We start from the raw sequence: 16,611 nt of genomic DNA on the forward strand, positions 1-16,611 counted from the left end.
CTACAAATGCATCGCCGAAAGCTCAAGGGCCCACCACACTTCGAGAAGAACTTCGGTGTCACCCAGACTTGTCCCGGTCAGTTCTTCGAACCGAGCGATCCGATAGCGCACCGTGTTCTGATGCACGAACAGCCTTGTCGCCGTCCGTTCCACATGCATCCCACAAGCTAGGTAGGCCCGAAGCGTCGCAATGAGTTCGCCTACAGAGCTGGCCGCACCGAGTGGGTCCAGATAACGCCGTCGAAGTAACTCGCCCACCTCGACATCCAACGCGACGGCCGGACGCAGGCCTAGTGACGCGATGTCATGGGCGCCCTGAAGTCCACAGGCCTCCGCGGTCACCAAAGCGCGTGCGGCCGAGCGGTACGACTCGGCAAGATGGTCCAGCGGCCTCGGCGGGCCAAATCCAACGACACCGTCGACATCCTTTGGTGGTGCCTGACTCGAGAAGCCAGCGGCGTCGCCATTAACCAGTGCGCACAGACCACACCGGCCGTGTGCCGGGTCATGCAGACCCAGTGTCCGCTCCAACTTGCGCTGAGCAAGGTTTTCGCCGAGGCGGGCCCGCACCGCAACATACTCAGCAGCCGGATCAAGCCCGTAGATCTCAGCCTGAACCCGCAGTTCAGCGCGAGAAATCGTGCCCAACAACGCGCCTCGAACAAAGTTTGCGCGGCATTCGTCTGATCCCCGAGCCGCAGCACGTTCCGCCCGCCGATGGGCGCGCGTGGTTGCGATTATGGCCAGGTCAGACCACGCCAAAACTGACTGGACGAACTCCAGCACCCGCGCCTCAGCGATGCCTCGACGTTGTCCTACCTCACGCGCGTACCCAACCACGGTTTCAATGCCGATTCGCCACGCGCGAAGCACATCGTCGATGGGTACTCCCTGACGCGCTTGCTGTTCACCCAAGGCGTCAAGCTTTATGCGTTCTCGATCAGTTAAGGCTCGCTTGCTGCAGCCAGATCGCAACAGCGGCCGGAGTTCACGGCCCACCTCGATGTCGAGGGCCTCTCCCGCCATCGAACGATATACCGGAATCTCAAGCTGTATTGCCTCGCGGACACGTCGAGCAAGTTCTGTTTGCTCGCCGAGCAAGGCGGCCACAAACACGTCGCCATCCACGCCGTCGCTTGACGCCGGTGCGCCCTCATCCCCGGATGCCGGACGAGGCTTTTCCAAGGTCTGGTTACCGCCATACCCGCTATCAGTCCCCATGCCTTGCAGCCCCCGGATAGGTCATTTGACTTGCTTGGCGAAATAGTCGCGCGGCTCAGCGCTTCCCACCTGGGAGAATTGGCTTTCAACGGCGTCGGAGGACATCGAGACCATCTGACTGTCGTCGTAACGCACCGAACGGGGCCTGCCCCTCCCTGCGCCTACCGATTTTCTCTCGAAGGTTCCTTCCAGTCGGAAGAATCGGCGGCCACCCAGCGCCACTGGTTCACCGGCTCTTGTCATCCGTCGCCATGCCGGCGATTTCAGCGGGCGAGCCTCACCAGATCCGTTGGCAACCACACCCTCTTGGTACACGACTTCTCGATCAAGTGCCCATTCGAGGACAACACAATTCGTATTTTCAATCGAAACGATTGAATCGAACTATGAATGGGTCGCATTACTGTGTTGAGCGCAATGTTCTGTGCGATAGTCCCTCCTGCATGCAATTTTGGTGATCGAGTGACGCCATCCCAAGAAACCTCACGGGAATGTCGCTGTACCGATGAACGTGCAAGACTTATCCACTATCTCGGCCTGGTTGCGTAGCAGCAGGCGGGTGGGGGCCACGATGCGCAAGGAGGGGCCAGTGCTGTTCCGGCAGCTGGAATACTTCATCGCAGTCGCCCAGGAACGGCACTTCGGCCGCGCGGCACAGAAGTGCCACGTTTCGCAACCCACACTTTCCGCCGCGATCGCCAAACTCGAACGCGAGCTCGACGTCAAGCTGATCGAGCGCGGACATAGCTTTGTTGGCCTCACTCCCGAAGGGGAGCGGCTGCTCACGTGGGCTAAGCGGATACTTCGCGAACATGCCACCTTCAAAGCCGAGCTCGACGCCATGCGATCCGGTATAGCCGGGACACTGCGCCTGGGCACCATACCAACCGCTTCGACCACCTCGTCTCTGGTCCTGTCCGCGTTCTGTTCACAACACCCGATGGCCAAAGTTAGAGTCCTGTCTCAACTGGCAACGTCCGAGTTGTACCGGCGCCTAAATGATTTCGAACTCGACGCCGCGATCGTGCCCGTGATGCAGGAGAACGCACAAGGGTTGGACTTTGCCCCGCTATACGAGGAGAGCTACGCCGTAATCGCTCCGGTCGGCATGCTGCCCACAACCACCTCGACTGCCTCCACGGTGCGGTGGTCTGACGCTGCCCGGCTACCCCTAGCGCTGCTCACACCCGACATGCGCGTCCGCCAGATCATCGATGCCGCGTTTGCCGGCGTCGGAATCACGGCCAGTCCCCAGGTCGAGACCGACTCTGTCAGCACGTTGCTGGCACAGGCCGCCAACGGTGACAGAGCCTGCATCGTGCCACACACCTGGTTGTGGACGACACTGATAAACGCCGAACTTCGCGCCTTCGAACTGGTCGATCCCGTCGTGAAAACACCGATTGCGGTCGCGATTAACTCCACCGGACACGCGCCAGCAATCGCACGCGCGTTCGTGGACAGCGCAAAGCACCTTGCGCTCGACGAGTTCTTCACCAAACGGCTTGGAAACATCTTTCACCACTGACGGCGACAATTTGCTTCTGCCACTAATCGACGGCTGACATACACCACTAATCGCTTTCGTACATCTTTTCAAGCTGGCGCATTTTACTTCGAGGCGAAGGCGCGGAGGAATTTTCGTGTCATTTTTTCGGGAGCCATTCACGCCCGGGGCCACGATGGCGAAAGCCCTTGTGCTCGCCGTCCACCCAGGGTGACGCTCAACGGTCGTTGTGGGCTGAATTGGGCGGCTGCCGTGTAGCCCGCGGCATGGCAACTCTCGGTATCAACACACCGCTACCGTGATAGCGACCTTTCCAGAGCTTCTGACAGCGGAGCGGTTGGCCGAGCTGCTTGGTGTCCACCGAGAGCGCGAGCCGATGAGGTGCCTTACGCGAACACGGCGAAGACGTGGGACCGCACTGCTACACGCTATCTGATCGCGTAAGACGCTGGGGCGCAGCAGAAGTCCGCGCCCGGCTCCGACAGGTGAATCGTTAAGTGGCTGGATCGGTACCGCGCGGCATCCGAAAGCGAATTAACTCAGCCGGCCGGGTGCGTTATCAAGTGCGTTACCTGATGCGTGGCAACTGGCGCCCTTGACGATTCACGACCTACGCACACATACGCCAGCCTGGCCCGGGCTTCCGGCGCTGACCTTCGCTACGTGCGGAACGATGGGCACTCCACACCAACTGCCACCGCATCCGCGCAGCTCAAGACTGGTGGCCAGGGGCGGGATCGAACCGCCGACCTTCCGCTTTTCAGGTGGGCAGAATGGCTGCTGACCTGCGGTTTAACGCTGTCCATGCGTTAAATACGGCGCGCTGAGCACGCCTGACGCAGAGCGCCTGTCCGACGATCGGACACAAACCGGACACGCTGGCAGCACTCCCGACAGGGAACCCTTGATCGCCCATCACTTGATGATGCGCGCTCAGGGCTCCCGGGGAGCAGGCACCCGATGCCCAACGTCTCTGGGTCGACCGCGCGCTCGACAGCCGTAACTGCGGAGCGACCGACTCCTTGGCTCGACACAACCCGAACGGCCAGCCGGAACACGGTTGGAGCCGCGGACGCCGGTAGACCGCGAGCGCCCGAGGCCGCCAAGGCCGCAGGGCGCGAGAGCGGCAGCGGTCGGTCGGACGGCGGGTGCGGCGGAGGCCGTGTTCCGGCTGGGATCGACGGGCTTGTTATATGTGCCAAAAATGTCCGCGCCGCCGCAGCGGGCGGCGTCGACGCGGAGCTGTCAGCCGCAGACGCCCTGGGGCTGCGGTTCCCGAGCCCCGATTTGGTGGCTTCGGCAGCGGCGCTGTTTGATCGGGCGCAGCCGTGGGCTTGTGGTCGGGACCGGTTGGGTGTGGAACCTGAGTCCGGCCGGTTTCGAATCACGGTTGGTCCTGGCGTGGTCCGCCTCGGCTGGACCAGGCCTGTTGGCGCTGAAAAGGCATCTGAGCGTGCCGTCAAGCATCATCGGGTCGACGTAGCGGCCGAGGAGTACTGCATTAAGACCGGCCGCGACACGTCTGATCCGCCTGGGCGTGCGATCACCGAGTGGTCCCGCAAGTCACGTGCTGCGATGTGCCGCACCTTCGCCGAACTCGACTACACGCCCCTGGTGGAGTCCGGGCGGGTGCCAGCGATGGTGACCCTGACCTATCCTGGTGATTGGGAAACTGTCGCCCCTGACGGGGCCAGCGTCAAGCGGCATATGGTGCTGTGGCGCAAACGATTTCAGCGTGAATGGGGCGAACCAGCCCGCTACATCTGGAAGCTGGAATTTCAACGTCGCGGAGCCCCACATATCCACCTCTGGCTGGCTCCCCCACATGCCGTCGGCCGGTCAGGGCGCAAATTCCGCGACTGGCTCTCACAGGAATGGGCGGACATCGTCGCCCATCCCGACCCAGAGCAACGCGCACGACATCTGCTAGCTGGTACGGCCATCGACATTCTGAACGGGTTGCGCGCCTGCGATCCCAAGCGGTTAGCGATCTACTTCACGAAACACTCATCACCAAATCAACTGGGCGACAAGGAATATCAGCATATCGTTCCAGAGGCCTGGAGGCGGCCGGGCCACGGGCCGGGTCGCTTTTGGGGGGTTCATGGGCTGCAACGGGCAACCGTGGCCGTGGAGGTCGCCCAGGACGCATATCTGACGGCTCGAAGGATCGTGCGGCGGTGGTCGCGGTCCCGGGCCGTCTATGGCGATCGCACGCACCGCTTTCCTACCGCAGTCATCCCGCGAATGGCGCGCGTAGCTGTTCGACGTGCAGCGAGTAAGAGCTGCAAAGTGCACCATCGCAGGGTGCTCCGCCGACGATCGCTGTGCAGCCAAGGCGGACTTGCCGGCGGATATGTGCTTGTGAATGACGGACCAGGGTTCGCATCTCAGCTCGCCGCAGCTTTGTCGGCAGACAGTACCTGACAGCAGCCGTATCGGAGGCGGTGCCGAGACGGACCGACCGTCCCCCGCCTCGCGATACTGTCTGAATTTCCGTGACACACTGACGTGACGGCCAGGTGCCTCTGAAGAAGGACGTCGCGTGGTCTTAGATCTAAAATCCGAACAGGTCAGGCGGACATGTACAACGATTTGGTCCCGGTATCGAAACATATGAGTTCTGCTCGGTAGCGCGATCTGAGCGAATCCTGGAAGGGAATGAATTGTGCCGGTCTATAGCACCGATCAACTTGAGCGCTTCGCGGAGGCGATCCAGTCTCTGAAGCTGTACCGGCGCGCGGAACTCGAAAGCGTGCAAGGCGAGGACTTGATTGAGACGCTTTACGTCGATCCACTACCGCATGATCACGTCCACAAAGTCCTCCGGCAGCCAAACACAACATTTTTGATTGGAAGGAAAGGAACCGGAAAATCTACGGTCTTTCTCCGCGCACAAAAGAGTCTGCTATCCGAAAAGAACGTACTCTCTACATATGTCGACATAAAGACGGTATTCGAGTCTTCGCAGGTGGATTCGGACCTTGCGAACAAAGTCGCGAAATCCGAGGAATCGCTGCCCGCAAGCTCGCTAGCACAGCTAGCGCTCATGACGGTATTCATTCGTGCGGTCGTCGAGGGTATTCGAGATGACCTGAAAAAGCAACTAAAAGCATCCTGGAAACTTCGGCTAAAGCAGGCGTTCACAGGTGCCCACGACGACTTATTTCATAATTTGGACGCGTTTGTGCAGAATGTTAGCAGGCCGCAATTTATAGATGTCCAAGGTATGCGCAACACAGCACGCAAGAAACGCAATCTTGACGCATCGTCAAACCACATAAGCGCAGATTTAAAGGCGGGCTACATTAGGCCACCCGAGGCCGGCGTAAGTAGCTCAGCCTCCGCAAAATCCGAATCTGAATCTGAAGTGGAATATTCAGAAATACTTCTTCGGTTAATCGATGTCCGTTCCTTGATTAACAGCCTAAGTGAACTTCTCGAGATTGTCGGCGTCCGTCATCTGTTTATCTTCTTAGACGACTTTTCGGAACTACCGCTCGAAGCAATGGAGACGGTGGTGGATACGCTGATCGCGCCGCTGAATAACTGGTCAGAAGAACTCATAAAATTCAAGATTGCAGCGTATCCAGGGCGCGTCTACTACGGCAGTCTAGATAAGTCCAAAATCGATGAAGTAAGTCTTGACTTGTATAACCTATATGGTCAACACTCTGTTAGTGAGATGGAAACTAAAGGTGTCGATTTCACTAAACGCCTTGTTGAAAAGAGGTTGAGCCATTTTGGGCTTGATCCAAGCGACTACATCGATTCGAGAAGTCCCGATGCTGTCTGGACGGCTCTTTTCTATGCATCCCTTGGTAACCCACGCACTCTCGGCTATCTGCTGTATTTTGCACACGAAAATAATCTTCTGTATGGAAACAAGATAACAATCACGAGTGTAAAAGACGCCGCAAAACGATACTATGAAGAAAAGGTCGAGCCGTACTTCGGAATGGGCGCATTCCTTCATGAATCTTTTGATGAGAAATCAACGATCTTCAGCCTAAAGGAACTCCTCGAGACAATTGTCAGCAGGGCAAGGCAGCTGCGGTCGAAAGAGGCCGCGAACATCTTCCTGAAAATACAAGGACAACACCCAACCAGTCACTTTAACGTTAGCCACGTTTTTGATTCGATATTGTCTACTCTGGAACTGAACTTTTTCTTGACAAAATACTATGTCATGAGCAATCGCGATGGCCACCGGGTGTCGGTGTACGCGCTTAACTATGGACTTTGCGAGAAATACTCGATCACTTTTGGTCGTCCAGTTGGGGCCAGGGAGAACAGGCTCTACTTTGTCGAACGTGTATTTGATTTCAATTCGATACTTCAAGATTATATTGCAAGCAATCAGGAAATCCGGTGTGAGAATTGTTCTCATCTATTTGACCCTGCCGAATTGGACGCGCTCGAACGCTTCAATATGCTTTGTCCTGAATGCACCGCAGGCAAGTGTAAGGTTACTAATATTTCTAAAAAGTACGAGAACGTTATTCGAGAAGTCAGGTCAGAACAGCTTCTTCCAGCCACCGAATTAGGAATTCTACAGACTCTCAGCGTCGAGTCGCAACCGCTGCTCGCCGGCGAAATTGCAGGCGAGCTTGACGTTTCATACCAGTTAGTCGGCAAACGGGCTAAGCGTCTCAGCGAGCAAAATTTGGTGGATCGGAAACTGGTTGGTCAACGTCGGCAATTCAGCTTGAGCGAGTCAGCTAAGCGGATTTACTTCGATCCCGACCGTAATAAGGATCTACAGCTACCCGACGACTGAGATATGGATACCTCGTTCCTTCGCGTTCCTCCGACCTGACATATACGGCCCTCGGGTTCATCCCTTTGATTGCGCTCGCGGTTAACTGCCGCCCCACGAGGGCATGAAATCTGGACGCCGCCGGCGAAGCCGGCGCCTGCCCTGGCTCAGGCCTTTAGGTACGAGGAACCTTGCACGAGTTGAATAAAGGTCTTTCCACTCTTGCTTGTCATCCCACTTCTTCGGCCGACACCAACGGTTGGCTCTGCATTCGTAGGCTAGGAGCCAATCGTTCGATGAAAGTGCGCCCTCGGCTTCTGCGCGCTTTAGCGGCTTTGAAATATCAGCATAAACTTGTCCTCGCTGGACAAGATCGATTAACAATAGTAGAGAGCAATTATCGTCCATCTCGGCTACGGCTTCAACGGATTTATTATCCAACGGTATGTCAAGGTCCCTGGCCATAGTCAAGATCCATGCGACCTCGAATCCATGGTTTAGCCGAGAATGGTCGGCACACATCTGATTTATAACTTGTTCCAATCGATCATCTCGTATCGGCAGGCTATGGTCCCGCGCAAAGGTCAAGATTTGATACACGTGCCGCACGGCGGTCGGCTCTTGAACCATCGCAGCAAGCACGAACTCCCGATAGAGGTGCCAGGCGTCTTGCGCGGGAAAGGGATCGCAACGCTTCATAGCGTAGCTTAGGACACCGTCAGAAGGATTCTCTCTGGCGAGCTCAAATGCGGTCGCAAATAGATCAACGATATCCTGAGATAAATGTCGTGGCGTGTCTGAACGGTAGCGGAACTGTCTCAGGGTCGTCACCCATGGTCTATCTGGATGCTCCAAGCCATCGATTAAGGCTACCTTAGATGGGTTCAGTGATAGCTCATACTTGGCGAGATATTCTGCGTACTTTGCAAGAACTGTTTCCGCGTGTGCACGTGAGCGCGCATACAAAGTCATATCATCGCCAAATCGAAATGCGTGGTCGGCGATCCAGGAATCTTCCTTACATAGTTCCGCATCGACCCGCCCAAGCACCATCTCAGCAACAAGCCAGGATGTATCAGGACCTATTGATAAGCCAACAGTCTGACCGCCCCGCGAAAAGCGCAATACCTTGTCAAGTTGTGCTCCCAGCGATCCGTCCGTTCGACGCCTCTTGGCGATCGCTTTACCCCGTACCGCCCAGTCGACCGCATGTGTATAAATCGATGGATAAAACTGGCTGATATCGGTCTTCAGCGTAACGACGCCGCCCGGCATTCGATGAGCTATATCGACTGGTCGGATGGATCGATCGCCGACGGAAGTAAGCCAGCGTAGATTTGATCGCTTTACAGGCCTGCTGAGCGAGATTGGACTTTGTGCCGTAATGCGCTGCAGCGTTCTCCAGTGGCGGGAACATAACCGCGTAATAGCCTCTTGCGAGAACGGATTTGGGATTTCAGCCATGCGGCGAACGCCACCGATACGAGCAATGCTAAATCTGACTGGGTAAGTTTCAGTTACCTGCGCCGGTACCGAAACAGCAGCTAGCTTCTGTGCAAAATCTTCCGTGGAGAAGGATGGCGGAGCTTCACGGGGTAGATACCCTCGTCTTAGGGCTAGTTCGGCCGACACCCTAGCCAGAATAATCGGCTATGCCCGGTCACTACGCACAATCGGCGAAATTCCAACTCGATGACTGCTACGCCAGACTATGCCGCCCCTCAGTATTCATGGTCGCTCAGGAATCTTTCCGGCTAGCGTGCGCCGCGTAATCATCATCATCCGCGGAAATCGCGGTCGTGCACGCAGGCCGAGTGCGTACTTAATGTAATTGATTAGGCGGCTGAAGACGCGATTCTCGGATTATTCGACTTGGCCTCTACAATTCTATCCTTCTACCGTTCCACCTTTCCAGGCTCGAATCTCATGACGACTGTTCGGGAACTTCGCACCGAGAGCCACCACGGACCAACCGGCGAACCAATCACCTGATCCTCGATCGCGTCCCAACGCTTGGCGAGACGAACCAGCTGTTGCCATGCCGTGGCGTGTCCGGCACTGCCCTCCAAATGAACGACCTTCAGATTGTGGTCGATCGCCATCTGCGCCTCGACGGGGCGAGTCCGGATGCGCTTGTCGTTCGTGATCACTACCCAACCACGGTCCCCGACAATGGGGATCCAGTCGGGATCATCGATACCCTCGGGAAGCAGTGCGTCTAAAGGTTCCTCGCGCCATAGAGCGGTATCGCGGCGGACCGCCACCATGCCCTTGCCCATCCGAAGCAGGTTTTCGTCCACGACATAAACGATGTCCTCAAGAGCAACCATTCCACCGCTCGCGCCCGATCAGGCAGCGTGACCGTGTTTCGCGACGTAATCAACGGCTGCGCGAACCTGCGCGATGCTCAGCCCATAGTCGGCTGCGAGGTCTTCTTCCCGCTCGCCGGCGTTGACCATCCCAGCAATCGTTTCGACTGCGACGCGGCGGCCGGCGAATGTCGGCTGCCCGCTATAACGCCGGGGGTTGACCACGATGCCGGGAAATTCGTCATCGGCGTCCAGTTCGGCCACGTACTTCTCGCCCCGCTCGTCCGTGCCCAGCTGTGCACGCTGAACCACCGGCCAGCCCTCGCTGATCAGCAGCTGACCGGTACGCACGATCATCTGCGCCTCTTCAAGACCTACCTCGGCACCGCCGATTGTCAGCTCACGATTCTCCGCTGACAGGTAGGGACGAAGGTGCGCCAGGGGGTAGTCAACCTGATAGGTCGTCCGAAGCGCTTCGACCGCGGCACGAAGGCGGCGTGTTGGGACTTCTTCCCGAAATTCAGCCAGCACACGAGCCTCGACGAACTCACCCCACGTCACCCATTCTGTAGCGCGAGGAGCCGCCCGAAGGATTGGGGCGTACTGCTTGCCGCCGCGTTCATACCCGTTTATCCAGCGCCGCGCAGTCCCGCCACGCAGCCCAACAAGCCGGTCCACCTCAGCGTAGAGGTAGACGTCGCGGTCGAGCATCGACAGAACTGACATGTCAGCAAGCATGACATATGGATATCTGTCCGCACCGACATTATGTGCTCACGGCCATTTGCACACGAAGACCAATCATGGCGATTGCACCCGCCGGTTCCCCACCGCGGTCGAAATTCGACAACTCGTCTAAGTCGCCGCTTGGTTGTCCCGTGCTGCCCGGATCGCCGACAGAAGCAGCAGCGAGGCGTTGCGAGCTTGGTCGAAGTCGAGGGTCCCACCCAGCCAGTTAAACGAGTTGTCGCCGAACCCCATCTGAGAGTGGAGAAGCCTTCGCCCTATCCGCCGACCGGTGCGGGGACTGAGATGGCGCCGGCCGTCACCGTCTTGCCCATACTCGTCGATGTGCTGCATGACGTCGCGCATCAGCTTCAGGTGAGGAATGGCGGCATCGAACTCGCCTAACGCGGTCCACGACCGCCCCATCGCGGACTGGGCCAGCTTGCCGGCAAGCCGCATCTTCCACAACGAGGAGATCAGGAACTCAATGTCAATCAACGCGGTCGAAATCAACGAAATCACGTCAGGATCGCGGCTGTGGAACTCGTCGTGAATTCGTTCGATTTGAATGTCGATCGCCACCGCCGCGTCGTTGGCTAATCGCGCAGATCGTGCCAAAAGGGCAGACGCGCTGGGCTTTACGTGGTTCCAGTAATTTTCCCAATCGCGAATGAAGTCGCGAATGTCGAGGTAATCCGCGCGATCGGGCGCTGACTTCATCGCGTCATCCACGTCCACAAGGATGGACCGCCTATCCTTGGAAAGCGAACACCCCAGAACCGTCCCAGTAGTCCTCTCAGAGGGCCGATCAAACGGCTGGGGCCTTTGTTTTGGCTCACGGCGTCAAAGTATCGCGATGACGCGATCGGCAAGTTCGCTTGCGTCCACCGGAGGAGCTGCTGCCGTCAGCGGCATCCTCATAGCCTGCGCTCAGTGTCTGCCAGGCGAAATAGGTTGAGCCGGTAGGTGCGTTGGTCTCGAATCATTTTGGCCAGCAGCGGTATTCCGCATCGGTAGTGCAGGGGCCACGTCTTGGCGGCCTCGGGCAGGGGGCTAGCCCACGTGTGGCTGTCGACCAGGTGAAGTCCCCAGTCCGCTAGTCTGCGGGGGTCATCACAGGCCCATTGCATCCGGGCGTTGACCGCCTTTAACGCCTTCCGTTGCATGTTACCGATGATCTTGGCGCCATAAGTGTCGAACGCGATCAGCGAGCCGGGGAACCGCTCGGCCAGGTTAGTGATAACGCCGTGGACCTGCGTTTCGGTGAAGTAGGCGAACACGCCCTCGGCGACAAACAGATGCGGGCCAGGTCCAGCGTTGACGGTGTCAAACCAGTCGGTCTCGAGCACCGATCCGGCGATCATGGTTTGCCGGTCGGTCCGGGTGAAGAATCGCTGCCGCAACTCGATGGTGTCGGGCAGATCGAGGTCGAACCAGCGGACCTGGCCATTGTCGGTTCGCTCGAAGCGGGTGTTGAGACCGGTGCCGATCTCGACGACGGTACCGGTGGGGTATCTGCCGATGAATCCGCGTACCCAAGCGTCAAATACCGAGGTACGCAGCACCGTTGTGAGCAACAACCCCCTGTTGAAGCGGGCGAAGTCGTAGTCGATGCCATTCACCAGTTCGCGGGCGCGCACATCGTTGAGAATTGACCGACGGGCTGTGGCATCACGGGCACGCCCGTAAAGCGGGACAAGCAGCGTTTCTTGCACCTCACCGAGGTCAGGTCTCGCCTTACCCACCGGATGGCCACCTCCACGCCTACGTGCCGGCATCAAACTACCAAAGCGAGACGGTGCAGCCGGTTCTGGCTGTCGCTAGCCGACTACCGGCGGGACCGTCTCTGCCCGTCCGCAGGGGATGCTGACAGCGCTAAATCACGCATCGCGGTCCGCTGCACGATCGCCGGAAGGAGCAGCGCCGACAAACACCTGATTGATCGGCGCGTCCAACGAGTTCCATCAGGCATCCGGCCAAACAGGACCGAGGTTCGCGCCTGGGCGGCGTCATCGCACGGCGTTTGCCTTCAGTGGTTCAACGTTTTCAAGGCTGCGTTCGGACGACGGGTTCTTGAAAAAGGGTTGACCGACCGCGTAGAACGTGCTGATGAGCGAAAGCTGCGTCCTTTGCAGGACCCGGGATGGTGGCGTCCCCCTCCCTAAGGTCTACAAAGACGATCTCGTGTTCGCGATCGACGTGCCGCCGGACATGCCGTTCTACCTCGGCCCTGTGCACTTCCTGGTCATCCCGAACAAACACGTTCCAAGCGCCTTGTATCTCACAGATGATGACGCCGCCCTAGCTGGCCGACTATTCGCCGTCGCGGCTAAACTCGCGCGCGAGAAGGGGATCGCCAACACCGGTTTTCGCCTGGTCACCAACGCGGGACCAGATGCGAATCAAACGGTTTTCCACTTCCATTTGCACTGCATCGGCGGACGCAAATTGCGGGATGAATGCTAACGCGTAGCTACTGCGGCGCCCAGCCGACCGACAGCGCATCCTGCGCGACCGGAATCTCACCGTTGACCAGCCGCGTGTAGACGTCGATGCCGACCGCGCGCACCAATGTGGCAGCCGAGATCGGTGTCGGTGAACAGGTGCTGAGTCGCTGGGTGAGCCTGGCGAAAACCGGCCGGGGCCGATGATACTGGCGCGGTGCTGGACACCGGAGGGCGCAGATCCACTCTGACCTCCAATAGGCTCAATTATTGACGGACGGGTACTCATGACGAACCAACGCGTGCTGATCTCCGGTGCTGGGGTTGCGGGGCTAACCAGCGCGTACTGGTTGCATCGCTCTGGGTTTGAAGTCACCGTCATTGAGCGCGCACCCGCGTTGCGCATCGGTGGTCAAGGCATCGATATCCGCGGGGTCGCGGTGCCGGTGGCCAAGCGGATGGGTATCTACGAGGCAATCCAGGCCGGGCGCACCACAGTGCGCGGCATGAGCTTCGTGAACCGAGCTGGGCAGTCACAGGTCGACATCTACACCACCATCAGCGAGATCGCTCAGGGCGATGTGGAGATCCCGCGCGGCGACCTGCTGCGGCTTCTACACGGCGCCGCAGACGGCGCACGCTACCTTTTCGGAGACGAGATCATCGACCTGCAGCAGAACGATGCCTCGGTCAGCGTCACTTTCGACAAAGCCCGACCCGAGGATTTCGACTTCGTGATCGGCGCCGACGGTTTGCATTCGAAGGTTCGCCAGCTGGTCTTCGGTGACGAATCGCAGTATCTGCATTACCGCGGCGCGTACCTCTCCATCTTCACGGTCCCCAATTATCTCGGCCTGCTCGACTGGGGACTGCTTTTGCGGGATCGGGGCAGGGTGGCCGCGATCGTCACCGCTCCGGGAAACCAAACGGCCGTGGCCGCCTTCATCGTGGGTACTCCACCGGTGCAATTCGATTACCGCGACCAGAATCAGCAGCGGCGTATCTTAGCCGAGGGTCTCGCCGATATCGGCTGGGAAGTGCCGCGGTTGATGCAGGAGGCGCAGCAGGCCACGGATTTCTACTTTGACACTAATTCCCAAGTCCGACTTGAGCATTGGTCGCACGGTCGGGTGGTGCTGGCTGGGGATGCCGCCCACTGCGCGAGCCCCAACTCCGGTCAGGGCACCAGTTTGGCTCTAGTCGGCGGCTACGTGCTCGCCGGGGAATTATCTACGGCCGCCGGTGATTACGCGCGTGCCTTCGCCCGCTATCAGGACCTACTGCGTGATTTCGTGTCCCGCAATCATGCGCTCGCTCCCACCCTGATTAAACAGTTTGTCTCGCCTGGACCCCTGATGGCCCGCGCTCAGCTTGCAGCTATGCAGATGCTGCGTAATCGCCGCCTGCGCGCACTAGCGTTTTCGCTTGCCGCCCGACCCGTCACCAAAGCTTCGAATGCGCTCGCCCTGCCGGAGTATCCGGGATAGGAACCATCGGCCGAAAGGTGGGCTCGCCCTAGCCACTGGATCGACGTGTTTACAGCCGCCGCCGCTCGGCCCCCAGTATGGCCAGCTAGGTTGAATGCGAAAAGAGATTCCTTCGGACGGCACAAGTCACTTCACACTGTTTCTACGAAACAGGGTCAAGCCCAGTTACGCAGTGGCGCTGACAATTTCAGGGCTGTGTGTGGCGGGCGCGGCGGGGGTGTTCGTCGCAGTCTTCGGGACGGGTGCATGATGGTCCCACCGGAGGCGGCCCAAATTGAGCAGTCATAGTCCCACATTCAGCTGATGAACGCGCGAAAGACCAACTCGACAACATGCTTAATCCTCGGAGGCGCGGTTTCCTCGGCGATTAGTTGGCCGGGTTGGTCATTGCGGTGGAGTCGGTCAGTCCGAAGCAGCCGAGAACACCGCCGTTGGCTAGCGGTTCGACGCTAGGGTATGGGTGTTTGTTCGCCATCCTGTCGTGATCAGCTCTCCCAATGCTTGCGCATAGCGTCGACGAGTTCGTCGGCTCGTTCATCGACGAAGTACAGCCGACCGTGATCGATTTCAACAATTTTGGATACACCAGGTATCAAATCTCGGAGCCATCGGGACCAACGCGGCGAGAACAGTAGATCGCCCGTCCCCCATACGATGAGGGTCGGAACATGGCAGGCGGCTAACTGGTCGTGAATGTCAGCGAGAACATCGTCGGAACAACTGGTGAGGAAACGTTCCATTGCCGCAGTTGCGGCCGGCGAACCGAAGACAGGATTGAAGTAATCGGCGACCACATCGTCAGGTACGGCAGAGGCGTTCTCATAGCCTGCGCTCAGTATCCATCTGCGGACCAGCGTTCGTTGCAGCAGCGGTCGTGCTAGTCGGAACAGGTGCAGTCGACTGGCGGGTACGGCGGGCTTGAATCGGGGCGGCGGATAGTTGCCCTCGGTGTCGCAATTGGTGAGCACGCACGATGCGATCCGGTTCGTGTGTTGCGCCATGACCACCTGCACGACGGCGCCGCCGGTGTTGTTACCTACGAGGTGGACTTGATCGAGGCCCAATTCATCTATCAGCTCGGTGACCGCGTCGGCCCACGTCCATACGGTGGGGTGGTCAATGATCGGGGGCGTGTGTCCCTGTCCGGGAAGATCCACCGCTATGCACCGCCGTTGATCGGCAAGTAGTCGAAAACAGTTGCGCCACAACCGACCATTGGTGAGCAGGCCGTGGACAAAGAGCGTGGGTGGGCCGGTTCCTACATCGACATAGCTGATTCCGGAAGCAGTCTCACGGCGGTGGTTCGCGTAATCGTCGCTCATACGTCGACTATCGACCACGTCAGAGCTCAGCGCTTTCACAAACGTTCGGTGATCGGCGTGACGGTTGCCAGGCGAGCATGCCGACACCTTCAGGCTGCGAACTGGAGGTCCAGTTCCATGCGCATCATTTGCGAGAGCGTGACCCCGCACATGGCGGCGCCGCAACGACTCAGGTGTGACGACGATGCGAATCCGGCATCGGCCGCACATCGAGTCAGGTCGTGACCGTGTGCCCCACCGGCGGCGACCCGCCGGATACGGACCCACTGACGATATCTACGGAAACTGGTCTGGCTGTGCTTGGCGAAGAGAGTGAGAAAATGGGCTCGGGACAGTTTGAGCCGCCGTGCGAGCTGCTCTGCACTAACGTCAGGATCGGCGTGCATCGCGTTAAATGCCTGCTGGATTCGTTGGTCCGTAACGAATTGACCAACAGGACACATGGCGCCGACGACCTTTTCCCAATCAACGGCGGTCGCCGACGCGAGGTCAATGATCGCGTCCTGTGACAGGTGGTATGCACCAATTCCGCCGCTCCATGCGGGGAACATGGCCTGCGTCACGATCGGCGAAGCAATAAGCGGATCGATGAATAGACAGAGCATCCGACCCGCTGTCTCGTCGCATTGGTGCAGGACACGAGCCGGACATAGCACAGTGCGGGCAGACACGCTGTGGGTAGACGTTGAGATCGTCAACGGCCCGTCAAGACCGACCGCCAGACACGCGACCGGCGTCGTATGCGGACGCATAGGTAGTGATGGTCCGATATAGCCCGCATAACCCGGCCCGATCGCGATGGTAGCCGAACCCGTCATCAGCCAACGGTAGCAACG

At 58.7% G+C, this 16,611-nt stretch carries 13 protein-coding genes, 1 tRNA gene and 1 pseudogene; 6 read left to right on the forward strand and 9 right to left on the reverse strand.

Annotated elements, in window-relative coordinates; translation table 11 throughout:
- Entirely contained in the window at nt 1–1,221 is a 1,221-nt protein-coding gene (locus K3U93_RS25315) for a PucR family transcriptional regulator (RefSeq protein WP_083009895.1), read from the reverse strand.
- A 589-nt stretch (nt 1,222–1,810) separates the two neighbouring features.
- On the opposite strand from K3U93_RS25315, the gene K3U93_RS21495 reads away from it, so the two are divergent.
- Both K3U93_RS21495 and K3U93_RS25545 read left to right on the forward strand, forming a co-directional pair.
- Nucleotides 1,811–2,749: a LysR family transcriptional regulator gene (locus K3U93_RS21495; protein WP_083009946.1), complete on the forward strand. Its 939-nt coding sequence runs from the start codon at nt 1,811–1,813 to the stop codon at nt 2,747–2,749.
- A 565-nt stretch (nt 2,750–3,314) separates the two neighbouring features.
- Nucleotides 3,315–3,433: pseudogene (locus K3U93_RS25545) on the forward strand (site-specific integrase); the annotation flags it as partial.
- 14 nt (nt 3,434–3,447) lie between these two features.
- Here K3U93_RS25545 and K3U93_RS21500 read toward each other — a convergent pair.
- Nucleotides 3,448–3,515, reverse strand: a tRNA-Phe gene (locus K3U93_RS21500).
- A 173-nt stretch (nt 3,516–3,688) separates the two neighbouring features.
- On the opposite strand from K3U93_RS21500, the gene K3U93_RS21505 reads away from it, so the two are divergent.
- Both K3U93_RS21505 and K3U93_RS21510 read left to right on the forward strand, forming a co-directional pair.
- Nucleotides 3,689–5,155, forward strand: a complete 1,467-nt coding sequence (locus tag K3U93_RS21505) for a rolling circle replication-associated protein (protein ID WP_071512376.1) — start codon at nt 3,689–3,691, stop codon at nt 5,153–5,155.
- Between the two features lie 241 nt (nt 5,156–5,396).
- Nucleotides 5,397–7,508: a helix-turn-helix domain-containing protein gene (locus tag K3U93_RS21510; protein ID WP_139796811.1), complete on the forward strand. Its 2,112-nt coding sequence runs from the start codon at nt 5,397–5,399 to the stop codon at nt 7,506–7,508.
- Nucleotides 7,509–7,589: 81 nt separating this feature from the next.
- Here the strand turns inward: K3U93_RS21510 and K3U93_RS21515 are convergent, their stop codons facing one another.
- From K3U93_RS21515 to K3U93_RS21535, 5 genes are all read right to left on the reverse strand, one after another.
- Nucleotides 7,590–8,951: an RNA-directed DNA polymerase gene (locus K3U93_RS21515; protein ID WP_338156893.1), complete on the reverse strand. Its 1,362-nt coding sequence runs from the start codon at nt 8,949–8,951 to the stop codon at nt 7,590–7,592.
- Between the two features lie 431 nt (nt 8,952–9,382).
- Nucleotides 9,383–9,787, reverse strand: a complete 405-nt coding sequence (locus K3U93_RS21520; RefSeq protein ID WP_230981528.1) for a PIN-like domain-containing protein — start codon at nt 9,785–9,787, stop codon at nt 9,383–9,385.
- A gap of 48 nt (nt 9,788–9,835) precedes the next feature.
- Nucleotides 9,836–10,534 (reverse strand): DUF433 domain-containing protein, encoded by a 699-nt coding sequence (locus K3U93_RS21525; protein ID WP_071512374.1) that lies wholly within the window; start codon nt 10,532–10,534, stop codon nt 9,836–9,838.
- 117 nt (nt 10,535–10,651) lie between these two features.
- Nucleotides 10,652–11,254: a hypothetical protein gene (locus K3U93_RS21530; RefSeq protein ID WP_139796813.1), complete on the reverse strand. Its 603-nt coding sequence runs from the start codon at nt 11,252–11,254 to the stop codon at nt 10,652–10,654.
- A 185-nt stretch (nt 11,255–11,439) separates the two neighbouring features.
- The gene (locus K3U93_RS21535; RefSeq protein ID WP_230981529.1) at nt 11,440–12,162 is read right to left on the reverse strand and encodes a class I SAM-dependent methyltransferase; all 723 of its coding nucleotides are present in this window, start codon (nt 12,160–12,162) and stop codon (nt 11,440–11,442) included.
- 469 nt (nt 12,163–12,631) lie between these two features.
- Here K3U93_RS21535 and K3U93_RS21540 point away from each other — a divergent pair, with 469 nt between their 5' ends.
- Nucleotides 12,632–12,988 (forward strand): HIT domain-containing protein, encoded by a 357-nt coding sequence (locus tag K3U93_RS21540; RefSeq protein ID WP_071512378.1) that lies wholly within the window; start codon nt 12,632–12,634, stop codon nt 12,986–12,988.
- A 265-nt stretch (nt 12,989–13,253) separates the two neighbouring features.
- On the forward strand, nt 13,254–14,453 hold the full coding sequence (locus K3U93_RS21545; RefSeq protein ID WP_071512371.1) for an FAD-dependent monooxygenase: 1,200 nt from the start codon (nt 13,254–13,256) through the stop codon (nt 14,451–14,453).
- Nucleotides 14,454–14,938: 485 nt separating this feature from the next.
- Here K3U93_RS21545 and K3U93_RS21550 read toward each other — a convergent pair whose 3' ends face one another.
- Nucleotides 14,939–15,775: an alpha/beta fold hydrolase gene (locus K3U93_RS21550; RefSeq protein WP_176219906.1), complete on the reverse strand. Its 837-nt coding sequence runs from the start codon at nt 15,773–15,775 to the stop codon at nt 14,939–14,941.
- An 89-nt stretch (nt 15,776–15,864) separates the two neighbouring features.
- Nucleotides 15,865–16,593 carry a helix-turn-helix domain-containing protein gene (locus K3U93_RS21555; RefSeq protein ID WP_083009898.1) on the reverse strand — a complete coding sequence of 243 codons (729 nt, stop codon included), beginning with the start codon at nt 16,591–16,593 and terminating at the stop codon, nt 15,865–15,867.
- Nucleotides 16,594–16,611 lie beyond the last annotated feature (18 nt).

This window comes from Mycobacterium malmoense (assembly GCF_019645855.1).
GTDB classification, from domain to species: domain Bacteria; phylum Actinomycetota; class Actinomycetes; order Mycobacteriales; family Mycobacteriaceae; genus Mycobacterium; species Mycobacterium malmoense.